Source organism: Variovorax paradoxus, assembly GCF_022009635.1.
Lineage (GTDB): Bacteria > Pseudomonadota > Gammaproteobacteria > Burkholderiales > Burkholderiaceae_C > Variovorax.
In genome coordinates this window covers 3,963,856-3,980,811 of the sequence record NZ_CP091716.1, presented here as the reverse complement: position 1 = coordinate 3,980,811, position 16,956 = coordinate 3,963,856, and the positions used below count along the sequence as shown (strand labels likewise).

At 69.5% G+C, this 16,956-nt stretch carries 8 protein-coding genes; 1 reads left to right on the top strand and 7 read right to left on the bottom strand.

Translation table 11 applies throughout. The features are described 5' to 3' along the window. Positions 1 to 27: 27 nt before the first annotated feature. From L3V85_RS18510 to L3V85_RS18495, 4 genes are read right to left on the bottom strand one after another with little or no spacing between them, the layout of a single operon-like run. Positions 28 to 522 carry a protein tyrosine phosphatase gene (locus tag L3V85_RS18510; RefSeq protein ID WP_237674205.1) on the bottom strand — a complete coding sequence of 165 codons (495 nt, stop codon included), beginning with the start codon at positions 520 to 522 and terminating at the stop codon, positions 28 to 30. 57 nt (positions 523 to 579) lie between these two features. Then, entirely contained in the window at positions 580 to 1,197 is a 618-nt protein-coding gene (locus tag L3V85_RS18505) for a prepilin-type N-terminal cleavage/methylation domain-containing protein (RefSeq protein WP_237674204.1), read from the bottom strand. Then, on the bottom strand, positions 1,198 to 1,575 hold the full coding sequence (gspI, locus tag L3V85_RS18500; RefSeq protein ID WP_237674203.1) for a type II secretion system minor pseudopilin GspI: 378 nt from the start codon (positions 1,573 to 1,575) through the stop codon (positions 1,198 to 1,200). Between the two features lie 2 nt (positions 1,576 to 1,577). Continuing rightward, the gene (locus L3V85_RS18495) at positions 1,578 to 2,063 is read right to left on the bottom strand and encodes a prepilin-type N-terminal cleavage/methylation domain-containing protein (protein ID WP_237674202.1); all 486 of its coding nucleotides are present in this window, start codon (positions 2,061 to 2,063) and stop codon (positions 1,578 to 1,580) included. Positions 2,064 to 2,171: 108 nt separating this feature from the next. Between L3V85_RS18495 and L3V85_RS18490 the strand changes: the two genes are divergently transcribed. Beyond that, on the top strand, positions 2,172 to 2,615 hold the full coding sequence (locus L3V85_RS18490) for a type II secretion system protein N (protein WP_237674201.1): 444 nt from the start codon (positions 2,172 to 2,174) through the stop codon (positions 2,613 to 2,615). Between the two features lie 27 nt (positions 2,616 to 2,642). Here the strand turns inward: L3V85_RS18490 and L3V85_RS18485 are convergent, their stop codons facing one another. The 3 genes from L3V85_RS18485 to L3V85_RS18475 form a co-directional block, all read right to left on the bottom strand. Further along, entirely contained in the window at positions 2,643 to 3,281 is a 639-nt protein-coding gene (locus L3V85_RS18485) for a transposase (RefSeq protein ID WP_237674200.1), read from the bottom strand. 58 nt (positions 3,282 to 3,339) lie between these two features. Next, positions 3,340 to 4,002 carry an RNA polymerase sigma factor gene (locus tag L3V85_RS18480; RefSeq protein WP_237674199.1) on the bottom strand — a complete coding sequence of 221 codons (663 nt, stop codon included), beginning with the start codon at positions 4,000 to 4,002 and terminating at the stop codon, positions 3,340 to 3,342. 120 nt (positions 4,003 to 4,122) lie between these two features. Then, entirely contained in the window at positions 4,123 to 16,935 is a 12,813-nt protein-coding gene (locus L3V85_RS18475) for a filamentous hemagglutinin family protein (RefSeq protein WP_237674198.1), read from the bottom strand. Positions 16,936 to 16,956 lie beyond the last annotated feature (21 nt).

Here is a 16,956-nt window from a genome sequence, read left to right as displayed (position 1 = left end):
GGGCGCGGGTTTCAGTGGCCGCAGCCGCTAGCGCATGTAGCCCAGGTCGCGCACGTCGGAGCGCACTGCCGCACGGTCGGCGCCCTGCATCGGCAGGCTCACCAGCAGTTCGAGCCGGCGGCGCAGCGAGAACAGCATCTGCACCGCGGCATGCGCGACCTGCTCGGGGTCGGTTTCGGCGGCAACGTCCGGGTAAGCCCACAGCGCCGCATCGGGCTGGCCGGGCCAGGGCGGTTGCAACGACTCGGTGGCGGCGTCCAGCGTGATGACGAAATCCGCGCCGGAGGGGTGGGCACGCACCACCTCGTCCCAGCTGCGCGGCTGCCTGTCGGGAACGGGAATGCTGGCACTGTGAAGCGCGCCGATGGCCGCGGGATGGAACTCGCGCCCGACGTGCCCCGGCTGGCCGCAGGAAGAGACCGAGAACCGCTTGGGGTCCAGGTGCGAGAGGCATGCTTCTGCCAGGATGCTGCGCAGTGAATTTCGCCGGGAGACGAAGATCACGCCGATTCGTTTTTGCATGACCCTTGACTATAGCGAGGCGCGGCCGGGTTCGCCCATGCCTCATCGGCACTGCAATCAGTCGAGCGAGAAAACCCGCCGGAAGCTCTGCGCCCCGCTCTCCCCTTCGGCCCGCATGCCCAGCGCCAGCTCGAGTCCGGTCGCGTTGGCGCGCGCCGGTGCCACGGCCGGCAGGTTGCGCCAGCCCTGCCCCGGCTCCCACGCACGCAACTGGAACGCCGACACATCCTCCAGCACCACCACGCGCGCCTGCTCGTCGGGCGGCGGCAACGGGAACGACGCCGCCGCCGGCCCCGCCGCCCGGTAAAGCACGCCGCCGCGCTGCCACCATTGCACGCGCTGCCAATAGCCCGGCGCGGCGGGTGCGGCGCGCACGATTTCCACGAAAAACGGAAGGTCCGCCTGGCGCCGCGCCGTCATCGCGGCGGGCAGCAACCCGGCGGCCTTGGACGGCGGCAGTTCGGTGGTGGCGCGCAGGGCCACGTCGCGCTCCAGTTGGTCGAGCGCGCGCATGAGCCGCGCGACGTTGTCGGTGCGCTGTTCGAGCATGGCGTTGGCGCGCGTCACGCTGTCGAGGCCGCGCCAAGCCATCACGCTCAACACGGCCATGAGCGCGATGGCGATCATCACTTCGATCAGCGTGAAGCCGCGCTGCTGCTCTCGGGTGGCTTGCATCTAGCGAGGCTCCGCCAGGCGCGTCTGCAGCGAGGCCAGCCGCTGCCCGCTGTCTTCCGCCAGGTACACGTCCACCGTCACATTTCGCAGTCCGTCGGCGACGGCCCCGGTCTCGACCCGGCAGACCAGCCGCACGCCGCCCTGCGGACACGGCGTGCTGGCCGTGCCCAGCACCATCGGGCTTTGCGCGATGCGCAGTTCCGCCACACGGTTCTCGGCCGACAGCATGGCCAGCGACTGCTGCTGCAGAAGCCCGAGGTTCGAGATCGTGAGGCTGGACGCGCGCACGATCGCGGCCAGCGCCACGCTGACGATGGTCAGCGCAATCAGCACTTCGATCAGCGTGAAACCGGCGATGCGGTAGCGTGGCGTGCGCATGCTCATCGCACCTCGTAGCTGCCGGCTGCATCGCGCCGCACGATGACGGTGACATCGCCACGCCGCAGCGCCACTTGCCACTCGGCGCCGATGGGTTCGGAGGTCAGCAGCACGGGCTGCGCGGGTGTCACTTCGACCGGCCCTTCGCGCCATTGCCTGGGCCGCAGTTCGTCGTCGCGCGCGAAGGTGTCGAGCGTGCCCGCCGTCGACACCACGGGTATCGCGCTGCCGGGCACCGACTGCCAGCTCCCACGCGCGAAGCGATAGCCGCCACTGTCGGCCTGCCATGCGATCACGCGGCCGTCGACACGCACCTCGTTCTGCGCGACCGCGAAGTGCCGGGCCAGCTCATGCGCATCGCGCCGCAGTTCCTGCGCCGGATCGGGCGCGATGCTGAGGCTGATTGCCGCGGTCGCGATGCCGACGATGACCATCACGACCATCAGCTCGATCAGCGAGAAGCCGCTCTCTCGGTTGCGCACGTTCATGGCGGCCATGCTAGGCAGCGCATGTGATGCACGCATGAAGGCGCTGACACGAAACGCCAACGCCCCTGTGATAGACACGACACTCCCAAGCCCGCCGAGGAAGTTGCCGTGATCTTTCAGCTCAAGCCGTCCGCCGCATCCGCGAAGTACATCGTTCATGCGGCGGGCCTGCTGCTCGTCGTGGCGGGCCTCGTGACCTGGGGCAAGCTGCTGACCCGGCCTGCGCAACAAGCGACCGCCGCACCGGCACAAGGCTCGCAAGCGGACCCCGCGGGCGACGCGCTCGCCGCATGGTTCGGCCCCGGCGAGTTGCGCGCGAATGTCGCGGTCAAGGGGCTGATCAAGGGCACCGGCCAGGGCGTGGCCGTGCTGGCCGTCAACGATGCCGCGGCGCGGCCCTACCGCGTCGGCGAAACGCTGACGCGCTCGGTCACCCTGAAGTCCATCGAGGCCGATGGGGTGATGATCGACAAGGCCGGCATCACCGAACGCATCGCCGCGCCGGTGCTGCCGCAGCCCGCGACGCCGGGCATCGCCCGGCCCGCGCGCTAGCCTCGCGGACCGCGCGCGGCGGCGCATCTAGCGCGCCACGGCATGCGGCCTTGCATCCGGCCCCACCGTGCCGGGCGCGGCGGACGCCCAGGCCGAGAGCGCATGCAACAAGCCGCGATTGACTCTGAAATCGCCGTCGCCCGACTCCGGCAGGAACGAGTGCGACAGGCAGCGCGTGATGATGCGTACCGCGCGCGCATCGGCCCCCACCGCGTTCAGCTCGTGCGTGAACTGGGCCCGTGCCGGCAGCTCGTCGGCGAACTTCTCGAAGCCCGCGAACCAGCGGAACAGCATGTTGTAGGTGAGGCTCTCGTGCACCTTCTCGCCGTCTTCCAGCGAATAGATGATCTGCAGCATCAGGCACTTGAACAGCGTGGCCGCGCCGACCGTGATGCCGTGCTGGCGCTCCAGGTCGGCCAGCAGGTCGCGCTCGTAGCGCAAGGCGTCTTCCACCTGGTCGCGCAACGGCACCAGCGGGTGGCCACGCGGCACCAGCGCGCGCAGGTTGTCGGCCTGCACCCAGGCATGGTGGCTCACGATCCAGACCCAGGGCGAGCCGTAGCGGTTGACCGCCACCGGCTGCTCGCGTGCGCGCTCGACGATCTTCGAGAGCTTGGCATCCAGCTCCTGCATCGTGACCCGCAGGGGCGACATCCACTTCATCATCTGACTCCCTCCACTTCCTGAATGACCATGCAACAGGACGCGTGACGGCGGCGCTCCATCAGCGCAGCACGCCCAGGGCCTGTCTGAGCGCTGTGTCCACCTTGCGCAGCGACACGCCGTGGCGCCGCGCCACTTCCTGCCGCGACATCTCGTGCCATCGCAGCGCGACCAGCACCGCGCGGTGGCGCCCCGGCAGGCCCTGCATCGCACGGTCGACTGCCGCCACCTCGGAGCGCGCCTCCGCGATCATGTCGGGGCCGGGCTGCAGGTCGGCGATCACGTCGACGTCTTCGCAATCTTCGTTCAGACCCATCCAGCGCTTGCGCTCGCGCATGCCGTCCATCGCGAGGTTGCAGGCCACGCGATAGATGTAGGCGTCGGGGTTCGCGGGCGTCTCGCGGGGCTGCCGTTCGCCCAGCCGAAGCCATGCGTCGTGCAGGCATTCGCTTGCCAGGTCCGCGCAGCCGAGCTGGCGCTCGAGCCGGCGGTGCAGCGCCTGGTAGTTCGCCGCCAGGTGCGCCTGCAAGTCGACCTCGGGAGCGGCCGACTTCGCTTTCGGCAACGGCGTGCGCGGCTCGGGCTCCGCCAGCAGCTCGATGCGTTCGATGCGCTCCTCGAACGCCCGCCATGCCAGCGGCAGCGGCGTGCGCGATGGAAACGATGAAAGCAGCCCGGAGAACCGGTCCGGCGCATTGCGAATCGCCTGGGTGTCGAGGGTCATGTTGGTTTTCGCTGAACGCCCGGCCCGCTCGCCGACCGGGATCGCCGGTGACGGGCAAGGCCGGGCCTTGGAAAAAGAAGGACGGCAGGTGCGCCACGCGAGTGCGGCGCCGGACGCGGGTCAGCGTTGCAGGTTGGCGCGCTCCTCGTCTGTCAGTTGCCGGCTCACCGCGGGCGGCAGCGTGCCGCCACCGCCGAGCACGCGGATCACGCTGCGCGGGTTGTAGCTGACCGGCGTGGCCGAGGGCTTGTTGTTGCTGCCGTTGCTGTCGTCACTGGCACCGCCGCCGCCCAACGGCTCATTGCCGAAGCCCAGCACGCGCACCGTGAACACCGAAGGCAGTGCCTGCCGCGCCGCGGCGCGATCGCGCTGCAATGCTTCCTGCGCCGCCACCGTGGCTTGCGACGCGGCCGCGCTGGCATTGGTCAGCGCCCCCACGTTCACCGCGGCCACCACCGGCAGGCCCGCCGACTGCCCCTTGACCTGGATGTTCGCCGCGTTCACCACCTGCAGCGCCGCCACGTTCACGTTGCCCGACACGCGGATGCCGGCTTCGCCCGCGTCGATGGTGCCCAGCGGCGCGATCAGGTCCACGTCGCCGGGCGGCACCTCGGCGATGGGCGCGAGCGTCGCGATGCCCGCGCCCGAACTCGGCACCTGCGGCGAGATCTCGACGTTGCCCACGTTGTCGTAGACCAGCTTGGGCGGCGTGAACAGCACCGTCGTCTTCGAACCGCGCCCCGCGTTGATGTCGCCCTTGGCCGACCATGCCAGGATGTCGCCGCCGAAGGTCGTCATGACGCGCGACAGGCCCAGCAGCATGCTGCCTTCGCTGAACAGGCGGATGTCGCCCTGCCCCTGCGTCATCACACCCGACGTGGAGGGCGGCACCGCGCCCTGCACGCCCAGGATGATCTTGCCGCCCGGCGCCAGCATCTCGATGTCGCCGCCGAAATTGGTGCGCACGCCCGAGCCGCCGAACATCGTGATGTCGCCGCCGCGCGCGATCGTGTTGCCGCCGGCGTCGCGCTCGGGGAACTGCGTGGCGATCATCTCGCGGCCGCGCAGGTAAGAGCCCGCGCGGCTGCTGCTGGCGTCGTTGTACTCGCGGCCGCCCGCGCGCAGCTCGGCGTAGTACACCTCGCGCAGGAAGATGCGCTGCTGCTCGGGCGCGAGTGCATCGAAGTACGCGAGCGACTGCGCCGTGCTGCCGCCGCTGAAGCCGTAGCGCGACTGGAGCCATGCGGCCAGTTCGGCCTCGTAGGTCTTCGCGGCCTTGCCCGGCTGCTGCGCCAGCGGCGTGCCGGCTTCGGCGCGGTTCGACGGATCGAGGTAGCGCGCGCGGATCGCCGACATGTCGAGCGCACCGGCGCCGATGCCCGCCATCAGCGCAACGGAAGCGCCGGGGCGCGTGTCGCCCGGAACCACCGGGCCGATCGAGGTGATGCCGCCGCGGTCTTCCTGCAGCAGGTTGCGACCGGCGGAGACTTCGAGCGTGCCGGGGCCGGCGATGTCGAAGTTGGCGTAGAGGATGTCTCGGCCGGCGGAGACGATGGAGACGTCGGTGGGGTTGGTGTGGACGATGAGGTTGCCGCGCAGGCTTCCCGAAAGATCCCTGGAGCCCACCGTAGAGCTGCCGGGCGCGACACCGGTGTTGACGATGTCCCGGCCCGCCATGACGCGGATCGCAGCGGCGGCGTTGTACCAGGTCTCCGTGCCGCGCGTGACGACTTCGCCGGTCTTCAGCCCGATGATGTCTCCGCCCGCGGCGTAGAACCGCACCGGCGCCGCGTCTGCGGCACGGTCGATTCCGATCGCTGCCGTGTTCGGGCCGAATGCGAAGAGCGTCGGCGTGATCTCGGGCACGTTCCTGGCGCCAGCGATCGCCAGTCCGCCCGTCGCGAGATTGGTCGCAAGCACTTCGCCAGCACCATACGCCTGGCCGACGAATGCGGGATTGAACGGCGTGGGTATCGGCGTGCCCGTGCCGGACATGCCGACCGAATACTGGCCTGCGTAAATCGACCCGCCCGCGAGCATTTCCAGTTCGCCATTGGCAGACGGCGCGAGCGTCAGGCCGTAGTTGATCTTCGTGGGATCGCCCACGGTCAGCGGCAATGCCGCGTAACCGTAGTAGAGGCTACCCGTGAGGGCTGCGGCCCTGAAGATGGAGGGATAGACGATCCACGCATCCTTCGACGTGGTGCGCAACTGGCTGTTGTCGCCCGCGGCCATGGTCGGGGTCAGGTGGCCGCCTGCGGAGGTGAGATTGATCGCGCTGCGATTCGTCCAGAGGCTGAACCACCCCTGCCCACCCGCGTTCGGCGACTGGCCGCCGACCGAGAAGGCGGAGCTGTTCGGCGTATCTCCACGCCCCGGATCGGACGCCCCGCCGAGCACAAGGTCACCACGTGTCTGGAGATAGATCGCCGTGTCGCCTGGCACGAGGTTGATGCCGCCCTTGGCGCTGGCATAGCTGGCCGAGAACGGATCGATGCCACGTGCGTCGACAGGGTCCGAGAACCTGAAGGTGCCCGACAGATACTGCAGACCCAGACTGCCGATCGATGCGGCGCTGACCTCGGTGGCGCCGCGCAGGTTCGCGATGGCGCCGGTGAGGACGAGCTTTTCCGACCCCGTGCTCAGATTCCGATTGGGATTGAGCGCACCGGCGATGCGCATGTCGACGTCGCCACCGCCAGTCAGTGCGAGTGTGCCGTCGGCGCCGACCCGCCCCGTGCTGCCCACCGCGACCACCAGCCCTTCGCTTCGGTCGGTGGAAACCGCTCCGGCGCCCTGGGTGCTGCGCAGCCCGATCGTTCCCGCCTCGCCGCCCACGCGGATGCGGATATCGCCGCCGCCCAGCGTGCCGAAGCCCGTGAAACCTGTGAGGTCCGGTGCCTTGCGGTTGCTTTTCTCCGTCGTGGCTGTGTAGGCGCCGAAGTTGATCCACCACGCCGTGGGAATCGCCTCGTCGATGGCGGCGGTGCCCGAGCCCTGCCGCCACAGCCAGTTGCCCGGCAACGCACTCGACAGCCCCGAGCCCATCAGGTCCCCCACCAGATTGCCGCCGGCCGCGACCAGCACGTTGCCACCCTGGTCGGGATACCACGCGCGGTATGTCGCCAGGCTGGCGCTGTAATCGAGCAGTTCGGACTGCGGGCCGATCGGCGAGCCGCTGGCGTCCTTGCCACGCGGCCGGTTGTATGCGGCGTCGGCCGCTGTTGCCGTGCCGGCGGTATATACGCCGTAGAGCGAGTCCATGCGGATGTCGCCGGCGGCGAGCATCTCGAGGTCACCGGTGCCGGTTCGCAGCACGCTGAAGGCTGGCGCAACGATCTGGCTTCCCGTGATGACCGGCGGGCCGCCTGGAACCTCGACGCATATGCTGGGTTCGAGTTCGCACGTGCCCGGGTCGGCTTCTTCTCCCTCTGGAAGACCCCAGTCATTGGGCGCCCAGACGAAACGTTTGGAAGCGCTGATCGTGTAGTCGCTGATCGCATGCGTATCGCCCAGCCGGATGGCCGCCTTCGAAGCCGGGTTCAGCGCTCGCCTGTCCGCCGAGCCCAGGTCGGCGCCCGCCACCAATTGCACGCTCCACGACGTGGCGCCTTCGCCGAGCATCGGTGCCACCGCCCAGTTGCGCCCCTGTACGCCGTTCACCGAAGGCCGCAGATTGACGGGCTGGCCGCCCGGCAGTTCGACCACGGTCGTCGAGGGGATCAGCGATCCCCTCGCGAGAACGGTCTGGCCGGTGGTCGTCATGTACACCGGCAGCGCGACGCCCTTGGGCCAGGTCAGCGCGGCCACGCCCGCCGCCGTACGCAATGCCGTTCCCGCACCCAGGCGCACGCCGGCACCCAGCGTCGTGGCGCTTCCCAGCACCGTGCCGGCCGCATGAGCCAGCGACCCGTCGGCGTTGTAGATGTTGGCGGCGACCACCGTGCCCGCCGGGAGGGCCAGCGTGCCCGTGAGCACGGCGTCCACTGGCAGCACGGTGCCGGCGGGCAGCGTCATTGCCGCCACGCTCACGCTGTAGTTGAGCGTCGATCCCGCCGGGAAGGTCGTGCCGGTGTCGAGCACTACGTTATCGATCGGCACCACGATGTCGCCACCGAAGGCCGGGGAAGGTCCTCTCGTCAGCACCCAACCGTTGTCGTCCAGCGTCGCAGGAGGCGGTGCGAATCCGTCATTGATGCTCCCGTGTACGTTGAGCGCGCCGGCCGCACGGATCACCAGCCGGCCCGGCTCGCCATAGCCGCGGCGCGCCGGATCGTTGCGGTCCGCGCCGGGACCGTAGCGGTAGCCCGAAAGATCGAGGTCGCCGTCGATCGTCAGGTCGCCATGCGGGTTCGTGCTGCGGTCGCTGACGATTTCCACGCCGGGGCGCAGGTGGTAGCTGCCCAGGCCCGACAGCCGGCTGCGCAGGCCCGCGTTGCCCTGCGCGGCGTCGATGAAGATCCGGCTCTCGCCGTCGATGCGGTCAAGATAGCCTTGCGTGACGAGCTGCGGCCGGTAGCCCGACACGTCGGGCAGATCGGCCATCGGCGCGTCGCTGTAGCTGCGGAAAGCGTTGACTGCGACGGTCTTCGCGCCCTGGATTGCGGGCGTGCCGTTGATCGTGACGGCGACGTCGTCCGCGCCGACGCGCGGAGCATTCAGGTCCAGCGTGCCGCGTGCGCGGCCGTCGTTCTGGCCTGCCCTGGTGCCCAAGGGCACGTCGGTGCCGGCGCGCAGGTCGATACGCGCGCCGCCGCCCAGCGTCAGCATGCCTTCGGTACTGGTGAGGTCGACGATGGCCCGGTTGGGGCTGTCGATGATCTTGCCGTAGCTGTCCACGCGCAGGCCCGTGCCGTGCGCGTCGAGTGTGCCGTTGACTGTGAGGTCGCCCTTCGCAGCGAGACGGATCGAGCCGACCTGCAAGCCGCTGGCGTCGATGCGGCCATCCACTCGCAGGCTGCCGCCATCCACGGCAATCGATACCTCGCGGGCTTTCACGCCGTCGCCCACCACGAGATCGCCCTGCTTCACCTGGAAGCGGCGCGCGCCGAACACGCCGCCTTCGTTCAGTCGGTTGTTGAGGTCGACGAAATCGCCCAGCGCCTGCGCACGCACCGTGAGCTCGCCCGCACCATACGGCACCACAGTGCCGCCCGCGTCGTAGGTGCCACTGCTGCTGCCGCGAATAGCGCCCAGCAGGTCGACACGCCCCGCGCCGGCCGCCAGCGCGGTGGCCTCGACCGTGCCGCCTCGGTTGTTGCGCGCGGAGACATCGATGACCGAATCCCCGACCTGCGCGATGTTGCCCGTCGCGCTGGACAGCACGAGGTCGCCGCCCCAACTGTATTTGTCGACGTCGAACAGCGAGGTCTTGCGGCCCGACAGATCGATGCGCGAGCTCGCACCGAGCACGATGTCGTCAGTCGCCGCGAGCACCAGCCGCCCGGAGGGCAGCACGACGCTGCCCTCCAGGTCGATGCTCTTCCCCCTCAGTTCCAGTGTGGCGCCCAACGCATCGCTCGATGCGGCCGAGCCCGCGCCTGGAGGCGCGACCATCGTGATGGCACCGCCCGCGGCGATGCGGGTCCTGGAGCCTGCCTGCCCTGTCAGCAGCGGCGAGCTGACGACGAGGTTGCCGCCTTCATGGGCATAACCTTCTCCTGGCGTGTAGGCGCCCTGCCGCTGGTACACCGACAGCGTGCTGCTGCCGTTGGATGTCACGCGTTCGGAGGCTGTGAACTTCACATCGGCAAAGCCCAGCGCAAGCCGTGCATCGGTCTGGGTGCCGCTCGCCTGCGCGTACGGGCCATGGCCCAGCACGATGGAGCGCGCGGCAATGTCGAGTGTGCCGCTGCCCAGCAGTCCGGAAACCGCGGCGCCGGGCGTGCCCTCGGCCCCGGCCCAGGCGAACTCTCCCGCGCGGATCGCGACCACGTCGCCCGCCGCGCCATAGCCGTAGATGGCGGGTGTGCCGAGCACCAGCCGGTCCAGGCTGGATGCGTCGAGCTTGACCGCGCCGTAGGTGTTCACGGCATCCCGTGCATTGAGAATCAAGGTTTCCAGCGCCGGCGCGCCGATGGCAGTGTTGCCGGCCAGCAGACGATTCAGCTTTGCCTGGTTGAGCACGAGTCCGCTCGGCAGCTGTCCGCCCGCGCTCGCGGCGGCGATGCTGGCATCCTCACCGAGATTGACCGCGGCCAGCGCCAGCGAGAGATTGCGTGTTCCGTAGGAAACGTTGTCGGCCAGGGTCAGTGCGCCGCCGGTGGCGATTGCAAGCGTGCCCTCCGACACCAATCGGGTCGAGCCGTTGCACGCCGCGCTCACGCAACTGCCGATGTCGATGGAAACCGTCCCGGGCCCCTCCGCCGCGGAGGGTTGTGCAAGAAGCAGATTGAACCAGCCGTTCGACAAGGCGATCACGCCCGTGCCTGTGAAAACATAGCCGTCGTTCGAGCCATAGCTCGCCGTGCCCCTGCCGATGGTGCCGAGCGACGCCCCTTCCTCGATAGTGAGGCCGCCGCCTCCCTGGCGAGGCGCGCCAGCCAGGATGAGTTCGCCCGCGGACAGACTGGCGCCGCTGCGCACGATCAGGCTGCCTGCGCCCGTGATCGGGACGATCCGGCCAAGCTGGCCGTAGGAGGTTCCCAGCGTGCCGTTGAGCACCAGGCGCGATCCGCCCAGCTTGTTCAATTCGCGGTCCTGCACGGATGCGCCGGCCAGTTGCTCGTCGGCCGCCTGTCCCGTGGCGAGAACCTCGCCCAGATTGCGCACGTTCACCGTTCCGCCGAAGCCCGTGCTCGCGCGCTGCGCGCCCAGACGCAACTCGCCGTCGAACTTCAACGCGGTCCTGTCCGCATCTTCCGCGGGCGGCCTGGACAGCATGATGTCGAGCGTCTTCGCATCCGATGTGAGCCCCGCGCGCAGGAAGCCGCGCCGCGCCGCGTCCGCCAGGACGAAGGCGTTGTAGTCGGTCTCGTTGTAGCCCGAGTAGCTGCGCACCTTGTCGCCCGGCGTGATGACGACCTGGTTGGGCAGCGCCTCCCGGATCGACGTGTTGGCAACGCCCAGGTAGCCGCCCGCGACGTAGGAACCGTTGCCCACGCTCGTGACCCCGGAAAGCCCGATGCGGTCGGCCGCGCCTATTTCCACCCGGAAGGCACCCGGCAACAGGCTGTAGCTCGAGGGCATCAAGGTGTAGGTTCCGGCCGGCAATCCGGGCACGCCCGCCGGCACGGTGACTCGCTGGCCCACACCCGGCGTGCCGAAGCCCGCCTCTGGCGCCTCCGGCGCGTAGTTGGCCGCGCTGCCGGGCACGATGGCATAGACCGCATTGCCGGCCCGGCTGTAGCCGTTTGCGGGGTTCGAGTTGGCCAGCGCCGTCTTCAGTACGTCGACAGAGCCGCCGCGCCCACTCACGAAGCCCGCGCCAGCCAGCGAGCCTCCACCGGACAGGTCGAGCACGGAGCCCGCCTGCGCTTCGAGGTGGCGTGTGTTCACCTTGACGCCGCGCTCCAGGTCGCCCACGGCCTTGAGCGCTACCGGCTGGCCGTTGTACTGGTAGCTCAGGCCATCCACGGTGCCGCCGTACGGCATGAGCAGCCCTTCGCCGCTCACGGAGGTGATGCTGCCGGGCAGCAGTGTCACCCTGCTCGTCGCGGCGGTGACCGCGTCGAATGCCGTGCCGAGTGTCAGTTGTCCAAGGGGCGCCCGAACGATGCCGCCCTGCTCGATGCTCTCGGCGGCCAGGGTAATGCTGCCGAAGGCCGAATAGGGCATCGCGGCCTCGCCGTCGCCATGGCGGCGGATGGAGAGAACGCTGCCAGCAGCGTAGCTCTGGCGTGCGTCGGCACCCTGGACATAGCCGGCCATAACCGTGTTGCTCGTCCCCGTTCCTGGATAGAGCTGTTCGGCAATCAGGCGCACGTTGCCGGGCGTCACGAGATTGGCACCCAGCAGGCGCACGTCGCCGCGGCTCGTGAGTTCGACCTCTTCGAAACCGCGCCGGTCCACCGTGTAACTCGTGAGGCCTAGATTCAGCTCCGAGCGGGTGCCGAACCCCACCGTGCCCCGTAGGTCGACCAGATCCGCCAAGACGGAAAACTGGCCGCCGCCCTGCTGGCGGGACGGGCCGTTCTCCCAGTGCGCCATCGGCATGACCGTGCCTTCGCCCGTGGCCCTGCGAGCCGTGCCTGCCAGACGCACGTACGGCGCGGACAGCGACACCGTCGAATCCGCTGTCGCGGTCTCGCCGTGCGCGTAGGTACCCGCATACAGGCGCAGGCTCTGGCTCATGCCGAGTGCCACATTGCCGTCGAAGCCAAGAGCCCCATCGACCAGCACCGAGAGGTTGCCGAAGCCGCCTGCCTGGATGCGGTCGACGCCGACGCGCGCTGTCCCGGTGAGCAAATCGCCACGGGCATCCGCGATTGTCTGTGCCGCCGCGACTGCGCTGTCGCCCTGTGTCTGGGCCAGCACCAGTTCGCGATGCCGCAGCACGTCGCCGCGAGTGGTCTCCTTGATATAGACCGGCGATGCGAGCGCGAGCCCGAGCGTGCCGCCCGCTGCGCCCTCGCCGCCGGCGGCTGCGCGCAGCGTGCCGTCGAGATACAGGCCGTGGTTGGACTTGAGCACGATCGACCCGCCATTGCTGGCTACTGTGATCGGCGCGGGCGCGCGACCCGGTGCGCTGCCCGACGGATCGAGCACTGCGCTGGCGCCGGAGGCATCGAGCCGCGCCCCCGAGCGGATGACGATGAACGCGTCGGCGGCATCGGCTTCGCTCGTCTTGTCCCAGTCGAGCGCCCCGCCGATGCTGATCGTGCCGCCGTCGGGCACCTGGCCGTAGGTCCGGCCGAACACGTCCCGCGCGGTGGCCGCACGCGCGGCGACATCCAGCACGGCGTGGTCGCCGATCCAGATCAGGCCGGGCGTTCCGGGCAAGGCGCTGCGGGGCCGGTCGATCGCGATCATGCCGCCCGGTGCGCTGAGCGTTCCTTCGACCGTGACGTCGCGGCCCAGCAGGCCGATCGACTGGCCGGGGTCGACGTCGATCGCAGCGCCCGGCCGGACGGCGACCGGACCGCCCGCCGTCGATGCGCTGCCCGAGCCCACCATGGACTGCAAGGTCAGGCTGGCGCCGCCGCGCTGCGTGAGAACGCCCTTCACCGCATCTTCCGACCAGAGGGGCGGCGTCCAGAGCGCCAGGCCGGTTGCGGGGTCGCTGCCGGTCGCGACCGTTTTCGCCCCATCGGCGAACCGGTACGCGGGCATCCGCACATCCAGCCGCGCGTTGTCGGCCACGATGACGCCGAGATGGCCGTTGAGGTCGTACCGCGAAAAGCCCGACTGCAGGACGGACGGATCAATCGCGGTGTTGGGCCGGGTGGCGATGTCCTGCCTGAAGACGGAACCGGCGGCCACCTGAGTGCCGCTTGCAATCGTGAAGTCCACGGGTGCCGCCTTGCCGGCGGCCGCCGTGATGTTCTGCGGGGTCACCGCAATCCCGTTCGGGAAGACGTTCGCGGGCACCACGTAGTCCAGCGGGAACATCTTGAGGGTGAAGGGCACGATACCGACCAGCGTGGACCCTGCCGGCAAAGTTTCGATGACCGCTCCGTCCGCTGCCCTGCCCACGGCAATGTTGCGAGGCGTGCCATTGACGATGACCTGCAGGGTGTAGGAGCTGTTGGCCCCGCCGGAGGCTTCCGGAGGCTTCCAGTCGGCCGCGAGGACGACCGGCTGTGCCGGATCGATGGCAAAAATGGGCACGGCGCCTATGGCCTCGCCCGGCCGCGCGCGCGTGCGTTCGTAGAGGTAGTCCAAGGGAAGAACATCGCCCGCACGGACCTGGTAGTCCTGCAGGAGGATCAAGTCCAGGGGCGCGGCGTCGCCCGCGCTCAGCATGCCGCCAGTGCCGCGCACCTGGCCACCGACCACGAGGCCCCCACCCGATATCAGCTTGAGCGTGCCGCCGCCATTGACGCCATAGCCCCGGATGTCACCGTCGATCGTCAGCAGGCCGTGCGTGGTCGACTGTCCGAGCGTCATGTCCGCTCCCAGCGTCACGTCGCCGCCGCGTCCGCCGCGCGTCTTGCCGTCGACGAGCACCGCGCCGCCGGACGACACGTCGATCGACGTACCCGCTGCGAGCGTCACCGCGCCCGCGCTGCGGATGTCGACACGGCCACCGTCGAGGTACGGCAGGCCGAGGCCATTGGCCGGATCGAGTTGCAGGTTGGTCCACAGCCCGCGCGCATCGAGCTTCGCGTCCTTGGCGACGACCACTTCGCCTGGGTTGTCGGCGGCCGGCGTCGGCAGCAGCCTCGGTGTGAGCCCCGCGCGCATCAGCGGCGTCGCCATGTTGCCCAGGACGATGGCGCCACCGCGCGCGATGAGGTTCGCGTTCACGCCGACCTTGGTCGCGAATAGCTCAATGCTGCCGCCCGGCGACACGGCGATGCCGTCGTCGACGGTCACGCTCTCTTCCGCCAGGGCGGTGATTGCGCCGAGGCCGAAGCCGCTCAGGCGCTTGCTGCTCAGGTACAAGGTGTTCTTGCGTTCCTGCGGCAAGGCGGTCTCGGGCGAGAGTGCCGCGCCGAGTTCAGGCTGCGCATCGTCGAACACGATATGCCGGAACGTGGGGGCGAGCGCACGGAAAGCGCCCACCGCTCCCTGGCCGGGATCGGTGTTGTAGCCGGTCGTGTAGTTGCCGAACACCACCTGCGCGGCCTGGGCTGCCGCGTTGTGCGACTGGGCGTAGCCGTCGAGCGCGGCATCGCCCTTCGCTGTCTGGCGCGGCCCTTGGTACGCGACGGCGGTAATGTCGCCTTCCAGCACCGCGGCGCCTGTCGCCACCACCAGCCGGCCGGCATCGCGGCCCACGGTGTAGCCGTTTTCGAGGCGGCTCTGCGGCCCGATCAGCGGGTTGTAGAAGTAGCCGGTGGTCTTGTCGCCCCAGCGCTTGTGCTCATCCTCGAAGCCCTTGTAGAGGCCGGTGTACGAAGTGTTGGCTGGCGCGTTCGACACCTCGTAGAGCCGTCCGTCGGCGCCCTTGAGCCAGCTCTGGCGAATGAAGCCGGTCTGCACGTCCAGCGTGCCGCCCGACAGATTGATGTTCGAGCCCGCCTGCGTCACCACCTCGCCGCCGCCGAAGGTGACGCTGCCGCCCTGCGCCGCCCATTCGCCGATGCCGTGCCCCTGCAGGCCCAGGTAGCCGCCGACCTCCAGCAGGCCGCCCGAGGTGTACCAGCGCTCCTTGTCGTAGCCGCCCACGCCGGCCGCCACGCGCACGAGCTTGCGCCGGTCGATCCACACGTTGGCATTGTTCAGCTTCGAGGTGTCGCGGTTCAGCGGCGCATCGCGCTGTTCGTTGCCCTGCACGTTGATCTGCACGTTGTTGGAGGACATGGCCACTTGCACGCCCACCGCACCCGATACGTCCAGCCGCGCACCATCGGCCACGGTGCTGCGGCCGCCGACCTTGCCGGCGCTCACGGCGAGCTGCCCGCCGGTCGCGAGGGTCATCGAGCCGCCCTCGAACAGCACGTTGCCGCCCGAGACGATCTCGATGCGAGAAAGATCCTGCCGGTCGTCGAGCAGCGAAAGGTTGTCGAACGCGCCCGTCGCGGTGCGCAGGCTGTTCTGCCGGCCCGACTCCGCGATGGCGGCTTCGCGCTGGCTGTCGAGTGCAGTGCGGCCGTTCTTGTCGTCGAGCAGCACCGCATTCAAAGCGCGCTGGGTGACCGTGACGCTGCCCTGCTTGTCACTCGCCGAGTTGAGCAAGTGGATGGTGCCGCGCGTGTCCACCGTGGTGGTGGCAAGCGCCACGCCATCCTGCAGCACCTTGCGGCCGGCCAGCGTGATGTCGCCTTCGGACGCCACCATCAGGCCGGTGTTGGCCACGTGTCCTGCCGCGCTGTCGGCATTGAACTGCGGCGACACCTCGTTGCCGCGCGTCGTGGAAGCCTGGTTGGCCGCCGAGCCCTGGCCGGGCCGAACGATGAAGAAATCTCCCGCCGCCAGTTGTGCCTGCCCGCGCGGCGTGGTGATGGTGCCCGCGTTGCTCACCTCCTGGCCCATCAGCAGCACGTAGCCGCCGCCCTGCTTGACAGAGGCCGGCGTGCTGGTGGTGATCCGTGCGCCCGCCTCCACGCGCACCGCGCCGCCGGCATCGGTAAAGCTCGGCGCGTAGCTGTCGGCCGTCTTCGTGCTGTGGATGCCGTTGGCCTTGAACTGCGCGTCGCTGATATTCGCGGCCGCCGCCACCAGGTTGCGCGTATCGGTCTGGCTGCTGCCGCTGAAGACGATGCCGTTGCGGTTGGCGACGAGCACCGTGCCGTTCGCCTTGATCTGCCCCTGGATCTGCGAGGGTCGTGCCTGCGGATCGTTCACGCGGTTGAGCGCCGCCCAGTCGGCCTGCTGCCTGAACTCCACCGTCGTGTTGCGCCCGACATTGAAGGTCTCCCAGTTGAGGATGGCCCGGTCGCCGGTCTGCTGGATCGCCACGTTCGTGCGGCCATCGGCCTGCTGCGACTGCACCGGTGCCTGCGCGTTGTGCCAGCCCGCGGTAAGGCTGTTGGTATCGACCTTGAGGCCTCCGTCGGCCAGGCCATCGGGAACGGACGAAGGTTCCTTCGACGCGGCCTCGCGCGCCGCCGCCTGCGCGGCCTGTTGCGCCGCGATGGCTTGCGCGGCCAGATTCAGGTTGCTGATCGAGCGCTGCAACTGCGCATTGGCTTGTTGCTGCTGCTGCGCGGGATTGGTGAGGCTCGACGCAGGCATGCCGTTCGGCAGGCGGCCGGTCTGCGCGGCGCCGGCCTGCGCCGCTCCCTTGCTGGCGAACCATGCCGGACTGAAGGTCTGGCTCGCATGCGCCGGCCCCCAGGCGCCGAGCGCCGCGAGCGCCAGGGCGACCGCGCGAGACAACGGCGTCAATCGGAGATCACCGCCGGCAGC